Here is a 14384-nt window from a genome sequence, read left to right on the forward strand (position 1 = left end):
AATGAATGCCATATCTAGCGCCCGGCGCCGGAGCGCCTGGCGGCGGCCGCTTCCCCCGGCAAGGCGAGCAGGCCCGAGATGTCACTCTTGTTCCGGATCATGTCGGCCAGCGTATAGCGATCAAGCACGGACATGAACGCACGTAGCGCTTCATCGAGAACACCGGTCAGGCCGCAAACCGGCGCAATCGGACAGCTGTTGTGCTCGGCATCAAAACATTCGACCAGGTTGAGATTGCCTTCCATGAGGCGCACGGTCTCACCGATATTGATTTCGGTCGGCAATCGGCCGAGCCTCATGCCCCCGCCCCGACCGCGCACGGTGGCAAGAATGCCGAGCTTGCCCAGCTTATGGACAACCTTGGTCAGGTGGCTTTCGGAAATGCCGTAAGCGGCGGCGATCTCTTCAATCGTTGCCAGTGAATCCCCGCGCACCCCCAGATAAATCAGGGTGCGCAGGGCGTAATCCGAGAACTGGGTCAGTTGCATGCCGTGATCCGGAAACGGGTTGCAAAGCACTTTATCCTATCCCCCGCACCGGTTGAAAGCCCACTTTGGCGTCCCATCTAGTGACTAATCCGCTGAAAAGCATACGCAATTGACCGGCCGGGGTGACGCCGCCACCGGGATAGGCTAAAAGCCAGCCAGGAAAGCGGCTGGGTGAGGAGGGACGAGCGTGGGCAGCAAGGGTCAGGTACTGGCAGCACTGGATACCGTATCGGTCAACGAGGCCGTGGATTGGGCGCACCAGTTGGATGGCGCGGTATCGGGCCTGAAGCTGGGGCTGGAGTTCTTCCTGGCCAATGGCCAGCTGGGCTATCGGCGCATTGCCGCGACCGGCCTGCCGATCTTCCTCGACCTCAAGCTGCACGACATCCCCAATACCGTGGCGGGCGCCGTGCGGGCGATCGCGCCGCTGGCGCCATCGATCTTGACGGTCCATGCGGGCGGCGGCTTGGCCATGATGCAGGCTGCGCGCGAAGCGGCCGCCGAGAATGCCGACAAGCTGAAGGTCAAGCGCCCCAGCATCGTCGGCGTGACTGTGCTGACATCGCTGGACGACAAGGACCTGGCCGCCGTCGGCCAATCCCAGCCGGTGAGCGATCAGGTCAAGCGCCTTGCCAATCTCGTCCGCAGCGCCGGGCTGGACGGCATTGTCTGTTCGCCGCACGAGATCGAGGCCATTCGGGCCGAGATCGGCGAGGATTTCTTGCTGGTGGTCCCTGGGGTCAGGCCCGGTGGCGCCGATACCGGCGATCAGAAGCGCGTACGCACGCCGGGCGATGCCGCGAAAGCCGGCGCGGACTATCTGGTGATCGGCCGCCCGATCACGCAGGCCGCCAACCCGCGCGAAGCTGCCAGCCGGATCGCGCTCGAAATCGGCGCTGCGCTCGGACAGGCTGCCGCCCGTTGAACGACAGAACGAACCCGCGATGATTGCCGCCGAACCACAGGACTTGCAGCCTTTCTCACTGGCCCTTGCCGCCTGCCGTCGCACCTGGGCAGCGCGCGACGATCTGCTGCGGCTGGGTTTCGTCCCCTTCATCCCGCTCTATTTCCTGTTCCGGTCGCTGGAAGGTTTGCAGCGCGCCATGTATGCCGAAATCGAGAAGGGAGCGACCGCCGACCCGAGCCTCCTTGCCGATCTCATCACCCGCATGACGTTTACCGGCATCGGCCTCATTGCCGTCATTGCTGTGTTCAGCGTCAATTGGATCCGGCAGATGACGCTGGGGCGGAGCGCTGCGCCCGGGCTTGGCGAGTTTCACGTCGCACGGCACCTCCATTTCGCGCTGGTGATGCTGGGACTGGTCATCGTCGCCTTTGTTGCATCCCTGGTAATCAGCGTCGTGCTGACCCTGGTCGGGCTATCGCAGGTCGCGTTGCTCCTTTCCATGCTGGTTATGGTGATCGGCTATTTGATGCTGTTAACGCGTCTGTCGCCCAGCTGGATCGGCATTGCCATCGGCGCGCCGATGGCCTTCGGCACGGCCTGGAAGCGCACGGCCGGGCAAGGCGGGCGCTTGGTGGCCGGGCTGTTGCTGACCGCCGTGCCAGCCTTCATCGCCCAGTCGCTGCTGGCATCGATCTTTGTCAGCTTCAACCTAATCGACGCGGCGCCGCTTGCCTTCAGCGTGCTGTCAGCCTTCATTTCGCTGGCCTACATGGCGGTGCAGCTCAACCTGTTCGTCCTTGCCTATCCGCGCTTCGTCTCGGAGACGGTGTGACATGGCCATCGACGTAAAGATTTGCGGCCTGAAGACACCTGCTGCCGTGCAAGCCTCCATCGACGGCGGCGCGGAAATGGTGGGTTTCGTCTTCTACGCGAAGAGTTCGCGGTGCCTTACCCCGGCGCTGGCGGGGGCGCTTGCCCAGCTGGTACCGGCCAGGATCGCCAAGGTTGGCCTGATCGTCGACGCCGACGATACCTCCATCGCCGACATACTGGCCGAGGCAAAGCTCGACATTCTGCAACTCCACGGCAAGGAAACACCTGAACGGGTGGCAGATGTTCGCGCCCGGTTCGGCCTGCCCGTCATGAAAGCCGTCAGCATTTCCGAAGCGGCGGATATCGACATTGCCAGGACCTACGAAGCGGTTGCCGACCGACTGCTTTTCGATGCCAAGCCACCGAAATCCATGCCGAACGCCCTCCCTGGCGGCAACGCCCTGTCTTTCGACTGGTCGCTTATCGCCGGAAAGACCTTCTCCCGGCCCTGGATGCTGGCAGGTGGCCTCAATGCCGGAAACCTGATTGAAGCGGTGCAAGTGACCGGGGCCAGCGCTGTCGATGTGTCGTCCGGGGTCGAAGATCGCCCCGGTGAGAAAAGTGTGAATAAAATCAAAGAGTTTTTGGGAATCGCCAAGCGCCTTTGAAGGGCATCCGAGCGTCTGTTGGGCTTTGACCTTTGTCCGCCTCTATGGTTGATTGCGCCCGATAAGCGAATCCTTCGATTTTAACCATTTTCCGACATCCGGAGCGACCGCCTCGTGAGCACCGTAACCGCCGCCAACCCCAATTCCTACCGCACCGGACCCGATGAGCATGGCCGGTTTGGCATATTCGGCGGACGCTTCGTGGCCGAGACGTTGATGCCGCTGATCCTCGAGGTCGAGAAGGCTTACGCCGCCGCCAAGGCCGACCCGAAATTCGCCGAGGAAATGGAATATTACCGCAAGCATTATATCGGGCGGCCAAGCCCGCTTTATTTTGCCGAGCGGCTGACCCAGGAACTTGGCGGCGCCAAGGTCTATCTGAAGCGGGAAGAACTCAACCACACCGGCTCGCACAAGGTGAACAACTGCCTGGGTCAGGCACTGCTCGCGCGCCGCATGAAGAAGACCCGGATCATCGCCGAAACCGGTGCCGGGCAGCACGGCGTGGCGACGGCGACCTTGTGCGCGCTCTTCAATCTGCCCTGTACGGTCTATATGGGCGCCACCGATATCGCGCGCCAGCAGCCCAACGTCTTCCGCATGAAGCTGCTGGGCGCCGAGGTGATCCCGGTCCATAGCGGCACCGCGACCCTGAAAGATGCGATGAACGAGGCTTTGCGCGACTGGGTCGCCAATGTCGAGAACACGTTCTACATCATCGGCACAGTTGCCGGTCCGCACCCGTATCCCGCCATGGTCCGCGATTTCCAATGCGTGATCGGCGAAGAGACCAAGGTGCAGGTGCAGGAAGCCGAAGGCCGCCTGCCCGACAGTCTGGTCGCCTGCATCGGCGGCGGATCGAACGCCATGGGCTTGTTCCACCCCTTCCTCGATGACCGCGAGGTCGCTGTCTATGGTGTCGAAGCGGGCGGCGACGGTGTCGAGACAGGCCGCCATGCCGCGTCGCTGACGGGCGGACGCCCGGGCGTGCTGCACGGCAACCGCACGTTCCTGCTGCAGAACGATGACGGCCAGATCATCGACGCACATTCGATTTCCGCCGGCCTCGACTATCCCGGCATCGGGCCGGAGCATTCATGGCTCCACGACATCGGCCGCGTGAAATATGTGAGCGCCACCGACCAGGAAGCGCTGCAGGCCTTTCAGGACCTTTCGCGCTTGGAGGGCATCATTCCGGCGCTCGAATCCGCGCACGCGCTTGCCTATGTCAAGAAACTGGCGCCCACAAAGCCGAAGGACCACATCATCGTCGTCAACCTCTCGGGTCGCGGCGACAAGGATATCTACGCCGTCGCAGAAAAACTGGGCGCCAAACTATGAGCACGCGTATCGAGCGCCGCTTTGCTGAATTGAAGGCGGCCAACCGTGCCGGCTTGGTGATTTTCGTCACCGCCGGCGATCCGAATTATGAAATCTCGCGTGAGATCATCCTCAGCCTGCCCGGCGCTGGCGCCGACGTCATCGAACTCGGCATGCCGTTCACGGACCCGATGGCGGATGGTCCCGCGATCCAGGCTTCCTCACTGCGCGCGCTGAAGAACGGCCAGGACATGAAGAAGACCCTGAACCTGGTGCGCGAGTTCCGCGCCAAGGACCAGGCGACGCCGATCGTCCTCATGGGCTATTACAACCCGATCTATTCCTATGGTGTCGACAAGTTCCTGCAGGATGCCGGGACCGCCGGCGTCGACGGGCTGATCGTCGTCGACCTGCCGCCGGAAGAGGATTCCGAGCTGTGCTTGCCGGCGATGAAGGCCGGCATCAATTTCATTCGGCTGGCTACGCCGACGACCGATGACAAGCGCCTGCCGACGGTGCTGAGAAACACCTCCGGCTTCGTCTATTATGTATCGATCATGGGCATCACCGGCACCCGTACCGCCGCTGATTCCGATATCGCCGCCGCTGTCGGACGGCTGAAGAAGCACACGGACCTGCCGGTCGCGGTCGGTTTCGGCATTAGCTCGCCGGAGCGGGCTGCCGCCGTCGCCAAGATCGCCGATGCGGCGGTCGTCGGATCGGCCGTCGTCAACAAGATCGCTGCCGAGCTTGCTGCCGATGGCACGCCTGGCCCGCAGGCGGCACAGGCCGCAATCGACCTGGTGAAGAATCTGGCCGACGGCGTGCGCGGCGCGCGCGCCTGAACGGAGACATAGAGAATGAGCTGGCTAACCAATTTCGTGCGGCCGAAGATCCGCAAGCTGGTGCAGAAGACCGATGTGCCGGAGAATTTGTGGGACAAGTGCCCCGCCTGCGGCCAGATGATCTTCCACCGCGAGCTCGACGCCAACCAGCGCGTCTGTACCCATTGCGGCCACCATATGCGCATCGGCGTCAAGAGCCGCCTCGAGCTGATGTTCGATGAAGGCAAATACGATCGCATCGACCTGCCCAAGGTCGCCGTCGATCCGCTGAAGTTCAAGGACCGCAAGCGGTATGCCGACCGCCTGAAGGAAGCGCAGGCGAAATCCGAAGAGCAGGACGCCATCGTCGTCGCCTATGGCACGATGAACGGCGTCGATGCGGTCGTCGCCGCCTTCAATTTCGACTTCATGGGCGGCTCGATGGGCATGGCCGTGGGCGAAGGTCTGGTGGCCGCCGCCGAATTGGCCGTCAAGCGCAAGGCCGGCCTGGTCGCCATCCCCGCCTCGGGTGGCGCGCGCATGCAGGAAGGCATCCTGTCGCTGATGCAGATGCCGCGATCGGTCATTGCGGTCGATCAGGTCAAGGAAGCGGGCCTCCCCTTCATCGTCCTCCTCACCGATCCGACGACGGGCGGTGTTTCGGCCTCCTTCGCCATGCTGGGTGATATCCAGATCGCCGAACCCGGCGCGCAGATCGGCTTCGCCGGCGCCCGCGTCATCGAGGAGACGATCCGCGAGAAGTTGCCGGAAGGGTTCCAGCGCGCGGAATATCTGCTCGATCACGGCATCATCGATCTGGTCATCGCGCGCAAGGATCTGCGCGAGCAGATCGGCCGCGTCATCGCCTTGCTCACCAAACGTCCGGCCGCCGCGTGAGTAACAGCGACATCGTTCTGGAACGGCTCAACAAGCTCCACCCCAAGATCATCGATTTGGAGCTCGGCCGCGTCGAGCGGCTGCTGGAGGCTGTGGGCCATCCGGAACGGAAGCTGCCGCCCGTCGTACATGTGGCCGGCACCAATGGCAAAGGCTCGGTGATCGCCTATCTGCGGTCGATCCTGGAGGCCGCCGGCTACCGCGTCCATGTCTATACCTCGCCGCACCTGGTGCGCTTTCACGAGCGCATCCGGCTTGCCGGCAAGCTGATCGACGAACAGCACCTCATCGACCTGCTGGAGGAGTGCGAGCAGGCCAATGGCGGCACGCCGATCACCTTCTTCGAGATCACAACCGTGGCCGCCTTCCTCGCCTTCTCGCGCGAACCGGCCGATATCGTGCTGCTCGAGACCGGCCTTGGCGGCACGTTCGACGCCACCAATGTCATCGGCCAGCCGCTCGCCAGTGTGTTGATGCCGATTTCGTTCGACCATATGCAGTTCCTGGGCGATACGCTTGGCAAGATCGCCGCCAACAAGGCGGGGATCATCAAGCGCGGGCGCCCGGTCGTCATTTCGCCACAGCCCGAAGAAGCGATGGCGGTGTTCGAGGCGAAGGCTGCCGAACTAGAGGCGCCGCTTTATCGCTATGACAAGGAATGGCGCTGCGACGGCGATCTGAAAACCTCGCTGCGTTTCAGCGATGGTCGGGGCCCGCGCCTCTTTCCAGCACCCGGGCTTGCCGGCCGGCATCAGTTCCGCAATGCCGGCTGTGCCGTGGCGGCGACCGCCGTGCTCGACGGCTTCAAGATCAGCGACGCGCATATCGCCCTCGGTTTGCGCAGCGTCACTTGGCCCGCCCGCATGCAGCGCCTGACAGGCGGCCCGCTCGTCGAGCGCTTGCCGGCGGAGGGTTGGGAATTGTGGCTCGACGGCGGGCACAATGCCGAAGCGGGCGAAGTGATCGCCACCATGCTGCAGGATTGGCATGCGCAGGACGGCAAACCGGCGCATCTCATCTTCGGCATGCTCAACACCAAGGATCCCGTGGCTTTCCTCAAGGAACTGGCGCCGCATGTCGAAGACATGGCCGCTGTCGCCATACCGGGCGACCATGCCAGCCTGTCGGTCGAGGAATGCGTCGCGGCGGGTGCCGAGGTCGGCCTCCTCAGCCAGGGCTATCACTCGGTCGAATCCGCGCTCCGCGCCATTGTCGACGCACATGGCAGCGGCGATCCACGGCGCATCCTTATCTGCGGTTCGCTCTATCTCGCCGGCACCGTCCTCGCCGACAACAATTGAATCCAAAAAGAAACCCCGCCGCGGCACCTGCCGGGCGGGGTTGTCGTTCGACCGCTCGAACTGGCTGCGATCAGATGACCGAGTTCACCCATTCGAGCAGCTTGCGCTTCGGCTCGGCGCCGACCTTGGTCGCCGCTACTTGGCCGTCCTTGAACAGCATCAGCGTGGGCACGCCACGGATGCCGTATTTCTTCGGCGTCTGAGCGTTGCGGTCGATATCGACCTTCACGACTTTCAACTTGCCGTTCAGCTCCTGAGCGATCTCTTCCAGCGCCGGTGCAATCGATTTGCACGGGCCACACCACTCCGCCCAAAAGTCGACCAGCACCGGCTGCGTGGACTTCAGGACATCGGCGTCGAAGCTCGCGTCGCTAACGTGGGTCGTGCTCATCCCATCTTCCCTTTGCAAGGAGGCACCGTTCTGTCGCGGTGGCTCCAATTTACACATGAACGTCGCCCAAACCGGAGCGCGTATGAGATGAATCTATGGAGGGGCACCGGCACCGTCAAGGCGAGCAATGGCCTTGCGGGAGGGGGCTTGCTTCCTACGCATAACTCGCCAGGAGCTTCTCCGGGATCTCCATCAGGCGTGGGACAGAACTCCAAAGCAGGTAGCAAGAGATTGTATGAGTTGGATAAATTTTGGCGACCGCAGCGCGGTAAAGCGCCAGCTGACGGAGGTATTGCGGCGAGACATGTTCGGGTTGCATGGCTGGCGGCCGATTGCTTTTGAAATCGACGATGTGGCACGTCGTCGCCGTCACCAGCAAGCGGTCGATCTGTCCGCTGATGATCTCACTACCGCCCGATGGGCTCAGAATTTCGGCAACAATCGGTACTTCGGCGCGTGAACCGGGACCGAAAAGATGCGCGAATCGCGAATCGTCCAGCACGGCCAGCACTTCATCGAGCAGCGCATCCAGCATTGATTCGTCAGCGTCGAGTCCAGTCGACCGGCTGACATTGTCCAGCCAGCTGCGTGCCGCCGCGCGCCGATTTCCGACAGCCACTTCCGGCAAGAGCTGAAAGAGCTTGTGAATGATGAGGCCACGCTGGAAGCGAAATCCTTGATCGCCTTGCAAAGGCGACACCATCGTCGTGTTACTGCTCGGTGCCTCGCTCGACGGTCGCGATGGGATAAGCGGTCGTGGCGGGTCCGGCTCGGCCGTTGCCGGCAGCAAAGCCCAATCGCGGAACGGTATATCCATGTCGATCACAAGGCCATGCTTAGCCGTGCCTTTCTCCACGTCATCTTTCTGTTCGGACGAAAGGCGGAGCCAATCACCTTCCCACCCCTCACCTGATTGCCATTCGCCAGAGGGTCGACGATCGACGGCCTCCCCTGCTTGCTGCAATTCGATGAGCGCGTCGGCAACATGATCATGCCAGCTCGGCAGTGATTGATTGCGCTCGCCCCGCCATCCGCACACATAGAGCCGGTCTTCCGCCCGCGTCAGCGCCACATAGAGGAGACGATTTTCTTCTTCCGCCGCGCGCCGTGTGACCTCAGCACGGGCTGCCGACGTTGCCTCGACATCGAGCGTACTGCGCGCGACCCAGACAGGAATCTCGGTCTCGTCGTCAAGCCAGAACAGGCCCGGGCGGTTAGGCCTCTGCCGCCGCTGCTCCGCGACAAAAACAATAGGCGCCTGCAACCCCTTCGAGCCGTGCACGGTCATGATCCGCACCTGCCCGCCACCATCGTCGCTGAGTTCACGCTTGACCTCGGCCTCGGAGACGTCGAGCCAGTGGCGGAACCCTTGCAGGGACGGCGTATTGTTGCTCTCAAAGGCCAAGGCGAGATTGAGCAATTCGTCGAGCGCCTCGCCAACCTGGAGACCCAACCTTGCCTGGAGCTTCCGCCGCAAACCTCCGGCCGAAAGGACATCGGCGATCAATTCATAGGGGGTCTTCTGCGCGGCGCTTTCAAGATAGGTCTGCAGCAGAGCGGTGGCCTCGGCAAAGTCGGCCCGCTCGTGCGCACGCCCGCACAGCTCAGTCCACAGGCTGCGGCCACCGCGCGCGATGCAGAGATCAAAGAGCGCCGCCTCGTCGAAGCCCACCAGGGGACTTTTGAGGAGTGACGCCAAATTGAGATCGTCTTCCGGCAACAGCAGAAAGTCGACGAAAGCGAGAACATCCTGGACGGCGAGTTCTGAGAGTAGTTTCAGCCGGTCGATACCCGAAACCTCGATAGACCGGGACTTCAGCGCCTTGACCAAGGCAGGCACAAAGGCATTGCGCGAGCGGACCAACACAAGAAAGTCGCCCGGCCGTACCGGGCGACCGCGTGCGGGCAGGAATTCGCCAGCGGCAAGCATCTCCGCAATCCGTTCAGCGATGCGCTCGGCGAGGCGCGTTATCGGATCGGTAGGCACGCTGTCGATCGCGGGTGGCGACCAGGGCAAGGGCAAGGGAGCCGGCAACGGAATCGAAAGTGGCCATGCCTCTACGAGGCCGGCAGCCCCACTGCGTGCCGCGAGATGCGTGATCTCATCCGTCGGCAACGCCACCACGCCTTCTCGCGCCGGCCCTTTGAAGACTTGGTCAACCAAGGAAAGCACCGCAGGGCTCGATCGGAAAGAGACGTTGAGATCGACATTCTCGAACGGCGTCCGCGTGTCACCTCTGCTGTGCGATTGATCCAACTGCCGCGCAAAATGATCGCGCGCATCTAGGAAGGCTCGTGGTTCGGCACCCTGGAAACTGAAGATCGATTGCTTGAAATCGCCAACCGCGAAAATCGATCGCCTTTGATCCTCGGGCGATCTGTCCCGTCCCTTTCCAGCCAGCAATTCTGCTGCGATCGACTTCAAAATGTCCCATTGCGGTGGGCTGGTATCCTGGCCTTCATCGATCAAGATATGATCGATGCCGCCATCAAGCTTGTATAGAACCCAAGGGGCAATACCAGGTCGCGCCAGCAGGTCACGTGTCGTCAGAATGAGATCGTCAAAATCGAGGGCCGCCGTCAGCGATTTCAAGTGCCGAAAACGCTCCATAAGGTCGACGCCCAAAGTCATCAGGGCCACTGAATCCGCCAGAATTTCGATGGCATTGAGCTTGTCCACCACCGCCAGCACACGGTCGCCTTCCTTGCGCAACACGTCGTCAATATTGGACATGGCAGCGACGGCATTTTTCGCCGCCATTTTCTCGCGCAGTTTTCCTTCCCGCGTACAGAAGACAGTCAAGTATTGGTCAAAGGTGGAAATCCGCTCCGGGACCGACGCCGACAGCCAACCGGCCAGGAGTCCCGCTCGCGCAGCATCCGTCTTGCCTCCCACCTCCAGCGCCGCGATCGTCGCGCGGAGCGCTGGTCCAGCAAAGGCGCCCTCCTCCGCCGCTGCTTCGAGAATTCTCTCGCGTGTTGCGTCAGGGTGAATGCGCAGCAATCGGGCCAGCGCGTGGCGATAGGCCGCTATACCGCCCATACGTTGCTGCAGGGCAAGGAGACGGCCACGCGCGCCGAGCAATTCATGGATAACGCGATCGCTGGAAAACTCACCGGCACGATCCGCCAAATGGGTGAGAGCGGCCGTCAGCGCCGGATTACCCCCGTCACGCGCAGCGCTCAGCATATCTTCCCGCGCTTCAGCAAGGAGTGCTGCCGAATCCTGCTCTTCAATGAGCCGGAAATGCGGCGCGATGCCGGCTTCCAGCGGAAAGCGCCGGAGCAAAGATTGGCAGAAGGCGTGAATGGTTTCGATCCGCATGCCCCCTGGCGCATCCAGCACTTTGGCAAAGAGCCCCCGCGCCCGCGATTTGTACTCGGTGATCGCTACTTCGCCGAGGAGATCCTTCAGATCCTTTTGCAATGCCGCATCCGGCATCGATGCCCATTCTGCCAAGGTCGTGGCAACGCGGTTAGACATTTCCGCAGCACCCGCCTTGGTGAAGGTCAGGCACATGATGCGTTCGGGCTCGGCCCCGTCGAGCAGCAGACGCAGCACTCGGTCGCGCAATACCTTCGTCTTGCCGGACCCAGCCGAAGCGGACACCCAGACCGATAGCCGTGGATCGGCGGCTCGCCGTTGACGCTCGGTGGCGAGAGCCTTGGGGGTAGCGGCCGATGCCATGCTCATGACTCGCCCTCGCCCGACCATTCGGCATAGCGCGCAAGATGTTCGTAATCATTGTGGCTGAGGCCGAATTCGCCGCGCGGTTCTGCCATATAGGCGGCTTCGTCACGGCTGAAATGGGCGACCAAATCCTTCAGCCCCTCGAACGCCTCGACAGACAAGGCCATCGGATCAACCGGCTCCTTGCTTTGCGGGTCCTTGACCGGGACGACGGCAGCACCGCCGCGGCCACCTTTGAGATGCCAAAATTCGAGCGCCGCAACAACGGAAGCCGGTACCTTGCCGAAGGCACCTTGCGAGGCGATGGCAGCCTCGAGCGGCAATTGCGGAGAGAAGCCGAGAATCACGTCCTGCGGATTCGGCGGCTTGCCGGTCTTGTAGTCAATAATGGTCAATCGGCCGTCGCGCCCGATATCGAGGCGATCCGCCTTGGCGGTCAATGTGAAGGGTGGTGAGACGCTCTCGATGCGCAGGCTGCCACTGCTCTCCGTGACGATGGCCGCGAGTTCGCCCTCCCGCTCCCGCATCTCGCCGACGAACCAGGCCGCCATTTGCCGGAAACGTGACCACCAGAATGCCCAGACCGCGGGCCGCGCCATGTGTTGTGCAAACGCCTGCTCACCAATGCGCAGAAGTGCTGCCTCGGCATCGGGTGGTAGGGGCAGTGGGATTTCTTTGAAAAAGCGGTCGAGAATGGCATGGAAGAGATTGCCGAGATCTGCCGCGTCCGCATTCTGGTCGAGCGGATCAAGCGGCCGCAATTTCAAAATGCGGCGCGCATAGAGCACGTATGGGTCGCGCATCCATTTTTCGATGTCCGTCACCGGCAGTTCGTTCGGCCGGTATTTGGCACCCGGTGTCGGCGCCGGGCGTCCCATTGCCTGAATCCGTTCCGGCCGATCGAGCCGTGCCTGCCAGCCGCGATATTGCCCCGGACCTTCAATCGGCTCGATCAAACCGAGGGCGCGGAGAAACGCGTCGAGCCGTAATAGCCACCGCGACGGGACACTTGGCTTGCCGCCCACGCGCTGTGCCCGCGTCATCACAACCTGCGGCGCGCCCAGCGCCTGCTGGAAGTCATGCGCGGCAAGACCAATCTTGCGTTCCAAGGCCGGCAATCCAAATTTACGGCGCATCGGACGGCTGAGCCACGGATCGATAGCCACATCTCCCGGCCAGATACCTTCGTTAAGCCCACCCAGGATCATCAGATCGACCTGCTGCAGGCGCGCTTCGAGCGGCCCCCAGATGAAGAGGCGTGGGTGCAAGCCGAAGCGCGGGCGAACGTCAACGTTCCCCATCAACTCCGTCAGCAGCGCAGCATAGGTGCCAGCGCCCAGCGGTTCGACCCCGGCACAAGCCTGCAGCAGCTCTGTGACGAAACCGCCCAACGCCTCGCCAGCCTCACCATGCCAAAGATAGGTGCCGCCATTTCCCGCCGGTCGTTCGGCAAGGGCCTCGGCGAACGCCACATGCCGCGTCAACCGGTCGGCCAGCGTCATGTCGCCCGACCAATCGCCGAGCATGGCGATCAAGTGCGCTAGCCGATCCAGCAGGTCGCGCAACGCCCGTCTCTCTGTGTCCCGCAATCTTTCAACGGCGGCCAAGGCGGCTTCAAGCCCGGCCAGCCCCGGCGCGGGCCGGGGACCGCGCAGCACCTTTTCTTCCAGGAGATGCACCTGGCGCTCGAAGTCGATCTGCGCCATGCCGCCCGCTGCCAGCGGATGCTTCAGCAGAGCCAGGAGCGGTACCGGGGCCAAATCCTCGGCCAGTGCATCGGCGATCAAGTGAAAAAAGAGGCCAGCCCCGGTCATCGGCAACGGCATGCCGGCGGAATCATCGATAACGATTCCCCAGCGCCGTAATTCCGCCGCAACACGACGGGCCATGGCGCGATCTGGTGTCACCAGGGCAGCCCGATAGGGCGCCGGCTGCGCCACAGCCTCGCGCAACATCAAGGCAATGACACCCGCCTCTTCCTGCTCCGTTCGGCAGTCGATACGCCGAACTTCGCGCCAAGCGAGTTCAGCGCTCGCTTTCAGTTGCGAAGAGATCTCCGGCCACGCCATCGTCGCATCTGCCGGCAGCAGAGCCGCGCCGACAATCCTGTTGCGCGATACCGGCGCCGCGCGACGCGGCCCCTCTGGAAGTGCGAATGGCCAAGTCCAGACGCTGGCCGGTGATGTTTCAAGACGCGCCAGCAATTGCGCCAATCCGAATTGCGGATGGGCGGGATCGGCTGATATCTGCTGCCATTGCTTGTCGTCGGCATGGGCATCGAGACCCGGCAGCACGACCAGCCCTTGCGGCAAGGCCGCGATGGTCGCGATCAGATCGGCGCTCGCCGGAATGGATCCGGTCGAGCCGGCAGCGATGATCGGGTGTGCTGGCGGTTGTTCGCGCCACAGCCGTGCCTGGCGCTCCAGCAGCAGGTTGCGGCGGCGCGCGGGATCGACGGCGCCTTCAGCCGAAAGGATCGTCGGCCAATTTTCCATCAGGATCTTGAGAAATCCGACGGTAAGTTGCCAATGCTTGGCAAGTTCCGATTCCAGCGGCACCAAGCCTTCGATCGCCGCGAAGTCCAGCCGTTCTGTTTCCACCTGATCCAGCAGTCGCGCCAGCTCCGCCGCGAGACGCGCCGCTTGATCGAAGCTCATGTCGCCGCCGCCCGGCAAGGTCGCGGCCGCTGCCCGCTGCACCAGTCGCGCCAAGATCAAGTGCCGACGCATGGTGGGAATGGCAGGCGGCAATGGGTCGGCGATATCCTCACCCAGCGACAGATCGAGCGCGATGCCTTGCAGTGCCAGTTCGCTGTCGTCGATATCGCCAAGCGGCACCAAGCGCGGCAGTATCAATGCGCGGCCACCGCTGGCGCCGAGACGCAGAAAGGCTTCCTGGATAGCGCGGCAGGCGCGCCGGTTCGGCAGCAGAACGACCATGCCGCCAAGGCGCATCGGATCATCCGCGGTTTCAGCCATCAGACCGAAAGCCAGCGCATCGACAAAGCTCACCCCTGTCGGGATGCAGCAGACATGCGATGAACGGTCGAAAAGACTCATCTTCCTCACCCGGGACGGCGAGGCA

Annotated in this window: 11 protein-coding genes; 7 read left to right on the forward strand and 4 right to left on the reverse strand. The window is 62.8% G+C overall.

Translation table 11 applies throughout. The features are described 5' to 3' along the window. Positions 1–14 precede the first annotated feature (14 nt). Positions 15–488 (reverse strand): Rrf2 family transcriptional regulator, encoded by a 474-nt coding sequence (locus tag ACE3PP_RS19730; RefSeq protein WP_374384997.1) that lies wholly within the window; start codon positions 486–488, stop codon positions 15–17. A 187-nt stretch (positions 489–675) separates the two neighbouring features. Here ACE3PP_RS19730 and pyrF point away from each other — a divergent pair, with 187 nt between their 5' ends. From pyrF to ACE3PP_RS19765, 7 genes are all read left to right on the forward strand, one after another. Continuing rightward, positions 676–1413: an orotidine-5'-phosphate decarboxylase gene (pyrF, locus tag ACE3PP_RS19735; RefSeq protein ID WP_374384998.1), complete on the forward strand. Its 738-nt coding sequence runs from the start codon at positions 676–678 to the stop codon at positions 1411–1413. A 19-nt stretch (positions 1414–1432) separates the two neighbouring features. Beyond that, entirely contained in the window at positions 1433–2227 is a 795-nt protein-coding gene (locus ACE3PP_RS19740) for a hypothetical protein (RefSeq protein WP_374384999.1), read from the forward strand. Between the two features lies 1 nt (position 2228). Beyond that, a complete protein-coding gene (locus ACE3PP_RS19745) occupies positions 2229–2876 on the forward strand; it encodes a phosphoribosylanthranilate isomerase (RefSeq protein ID WP_374385000.1) in 648 nt (215 codons plus the stop codon). A gap of 114 nt (positions 2877–2990) precedes the next feature. Further along, positions 2991–4217 (forward strand): tryptophan synthase subunit beta, encoded by a 1227-nt coding sequence (trpB, locus tag ACE3PP_RS19750; RefSeq protein WP_374385001.1) that lies wholly within the window; start codon positions 2991–2993, stop codon positions 4215–4217. Next, on the forward strand, positions 4214–5041 hold the full coding sequence (trpA, locus tag ACE3PP_RS19755; RefSeq protein WP_374385002.1) for a tryptophan synthase subunit alpha: 828 nt from the start codon (positions 4214–4216) through the stop codon (positions 5039–5041). Before trpB ends, trpA begins: the two co-directional genes overlap by 4 nt. Before the next feature lie 15 nt (positions 5042–5056). Beyond that, positions 5057–5917 carry an acetyl-CoA carboxylase, carboxyltransferase subunit beta gene (gene accD, locus ACE3PP_RS19760; protein WP_374385003.1) on the forward strand — a complete coding sequence of 287 codons (861 nt, stop codon included), beginning with the start codon at positions 5057–5059 and terminating at the stop codon, positions 5915–5917. After that, the gene (locus ACE3PP_RS19765; protein ID WP_374385004.1) at positions 5914–7218 is read left to right on the forward strand and encodes a folylpolyglutamate synthase/dihydrofolate synthase family protein; all 1305 of its coding nucleotides are present in this window, start codon (positions 5914–5916) and stop codon (positions 7216–7218) included. The genes accD and ACE3PP_RS19765 overlap by 4 nt, the downstream gene beginning before the upstream one ends. 70 nt (positions 7219–7288) lie before the next feature. On the opposite strand, the gene trxA is transcribed toward ACE3PP_RS19765, so the two are convergent. The 3 genes from trxA to addB all read right to left on the reverse strand — a co-directional run bounded on the left by trxA (position 7289) and on the right by addB (position 14359). After that, positions 7289–7609 (reverse strand): thioredoxin TrxA, encoded by a 321-nt coding sequence (trxA, locus tag ACE3PP_RS19770; protein ID WP_374307831.1) that lies wholly within the window; start codon positions 7607–7609, stop codon positions 7289–7291. Positions 7610–7763: 154 nt separating this feature from the next. After that, positions 7764–11303, reverse strand: a complete 3540-nt coding sequence (addA, locus tag ACE3PP_RS19775; protein WP_374385005.1) for a double-strand break repair helicase AddA — start codon at positions 11301–11303, stop codon at positions 7764–7766. Then, positions 11300–14359, reverse strand: a complete 3060-nt coding sequence (gene addB, locus ACE3PP_RS19780; RefSeq protein ID WP_374385006.1) for a double-strand break repair protein AddB — start codon at positions 14357–14359, stop codon at positions 11300–11302. Before addB ends, addA begins: the two co-directional genes overlap by 4 nt. Between the last annotated feature and the right edge of the window lie 25 nt (positions 14360–14384).

The sequence above is a fragment of the Dongia sp. genome, assembly GCF_041910485.1.
In the GTDB taxonomy this organism is placed as follows: Bacteria; Pseudomonadota; Alphaproteobacteria; order Dongiales; family Dongiaceae; genus Dongia.

Coding starts and splice junctions, on each gene's coding strand:
- ACE3PP_RS19730 (WP_374384997.1), bottom strand. CDS start 488: ATGCAACTGACCCAGTTCTCGGATTACGCCCTGCGCACCCTGATTTAT.
- ACE3PP_RS19740 (WP_374384999.1), top strand. CDS start 1,433: ATGATTGCCGCCGAACCACAGGACTTGCAGCCTTTCTCACTGGCCCTT.
- ACE3PP_RS19745 (WP_374385000.1), top strand. CDS start 2,229: ATGGCCATCGACGTAAAGATTTGCGGCCTGAAGACACCTGCTGCCGTG.
- trpA (WP_374385002.1), top strand. CDS start 4,214: ATGAGCACGCGTATCGAGCGCCGCTTTGCTGAATTGAAGGCGGCCAAC.
- accD (WP_374385003.1), top strand. CDS start 5,057: ATGAGCTGGCTAACCAATTTCGTGCGGCCGAAGATCCGCAAGCTGGTG.
- trxA (WP_374307831.1), bottom strand. CDS start 7,609: ATGAGCACGACCCACGTTAGCGACGCGAGCTTCGACGCCGATGTCCTG.
- addA (WP_374385005.1), bottom strand. CDS start 11,303: ATGAGCATGGCATCGGCCGCTACCCCCAAGGCTCTCGCCACCGAGCGT.
- addB (WP_374385006.1), bottom strand. CDS start 14,359: ATGAGTCTTTTCGACCGTTCATCGCATGTCTGCTGCATCCCGACAGGG.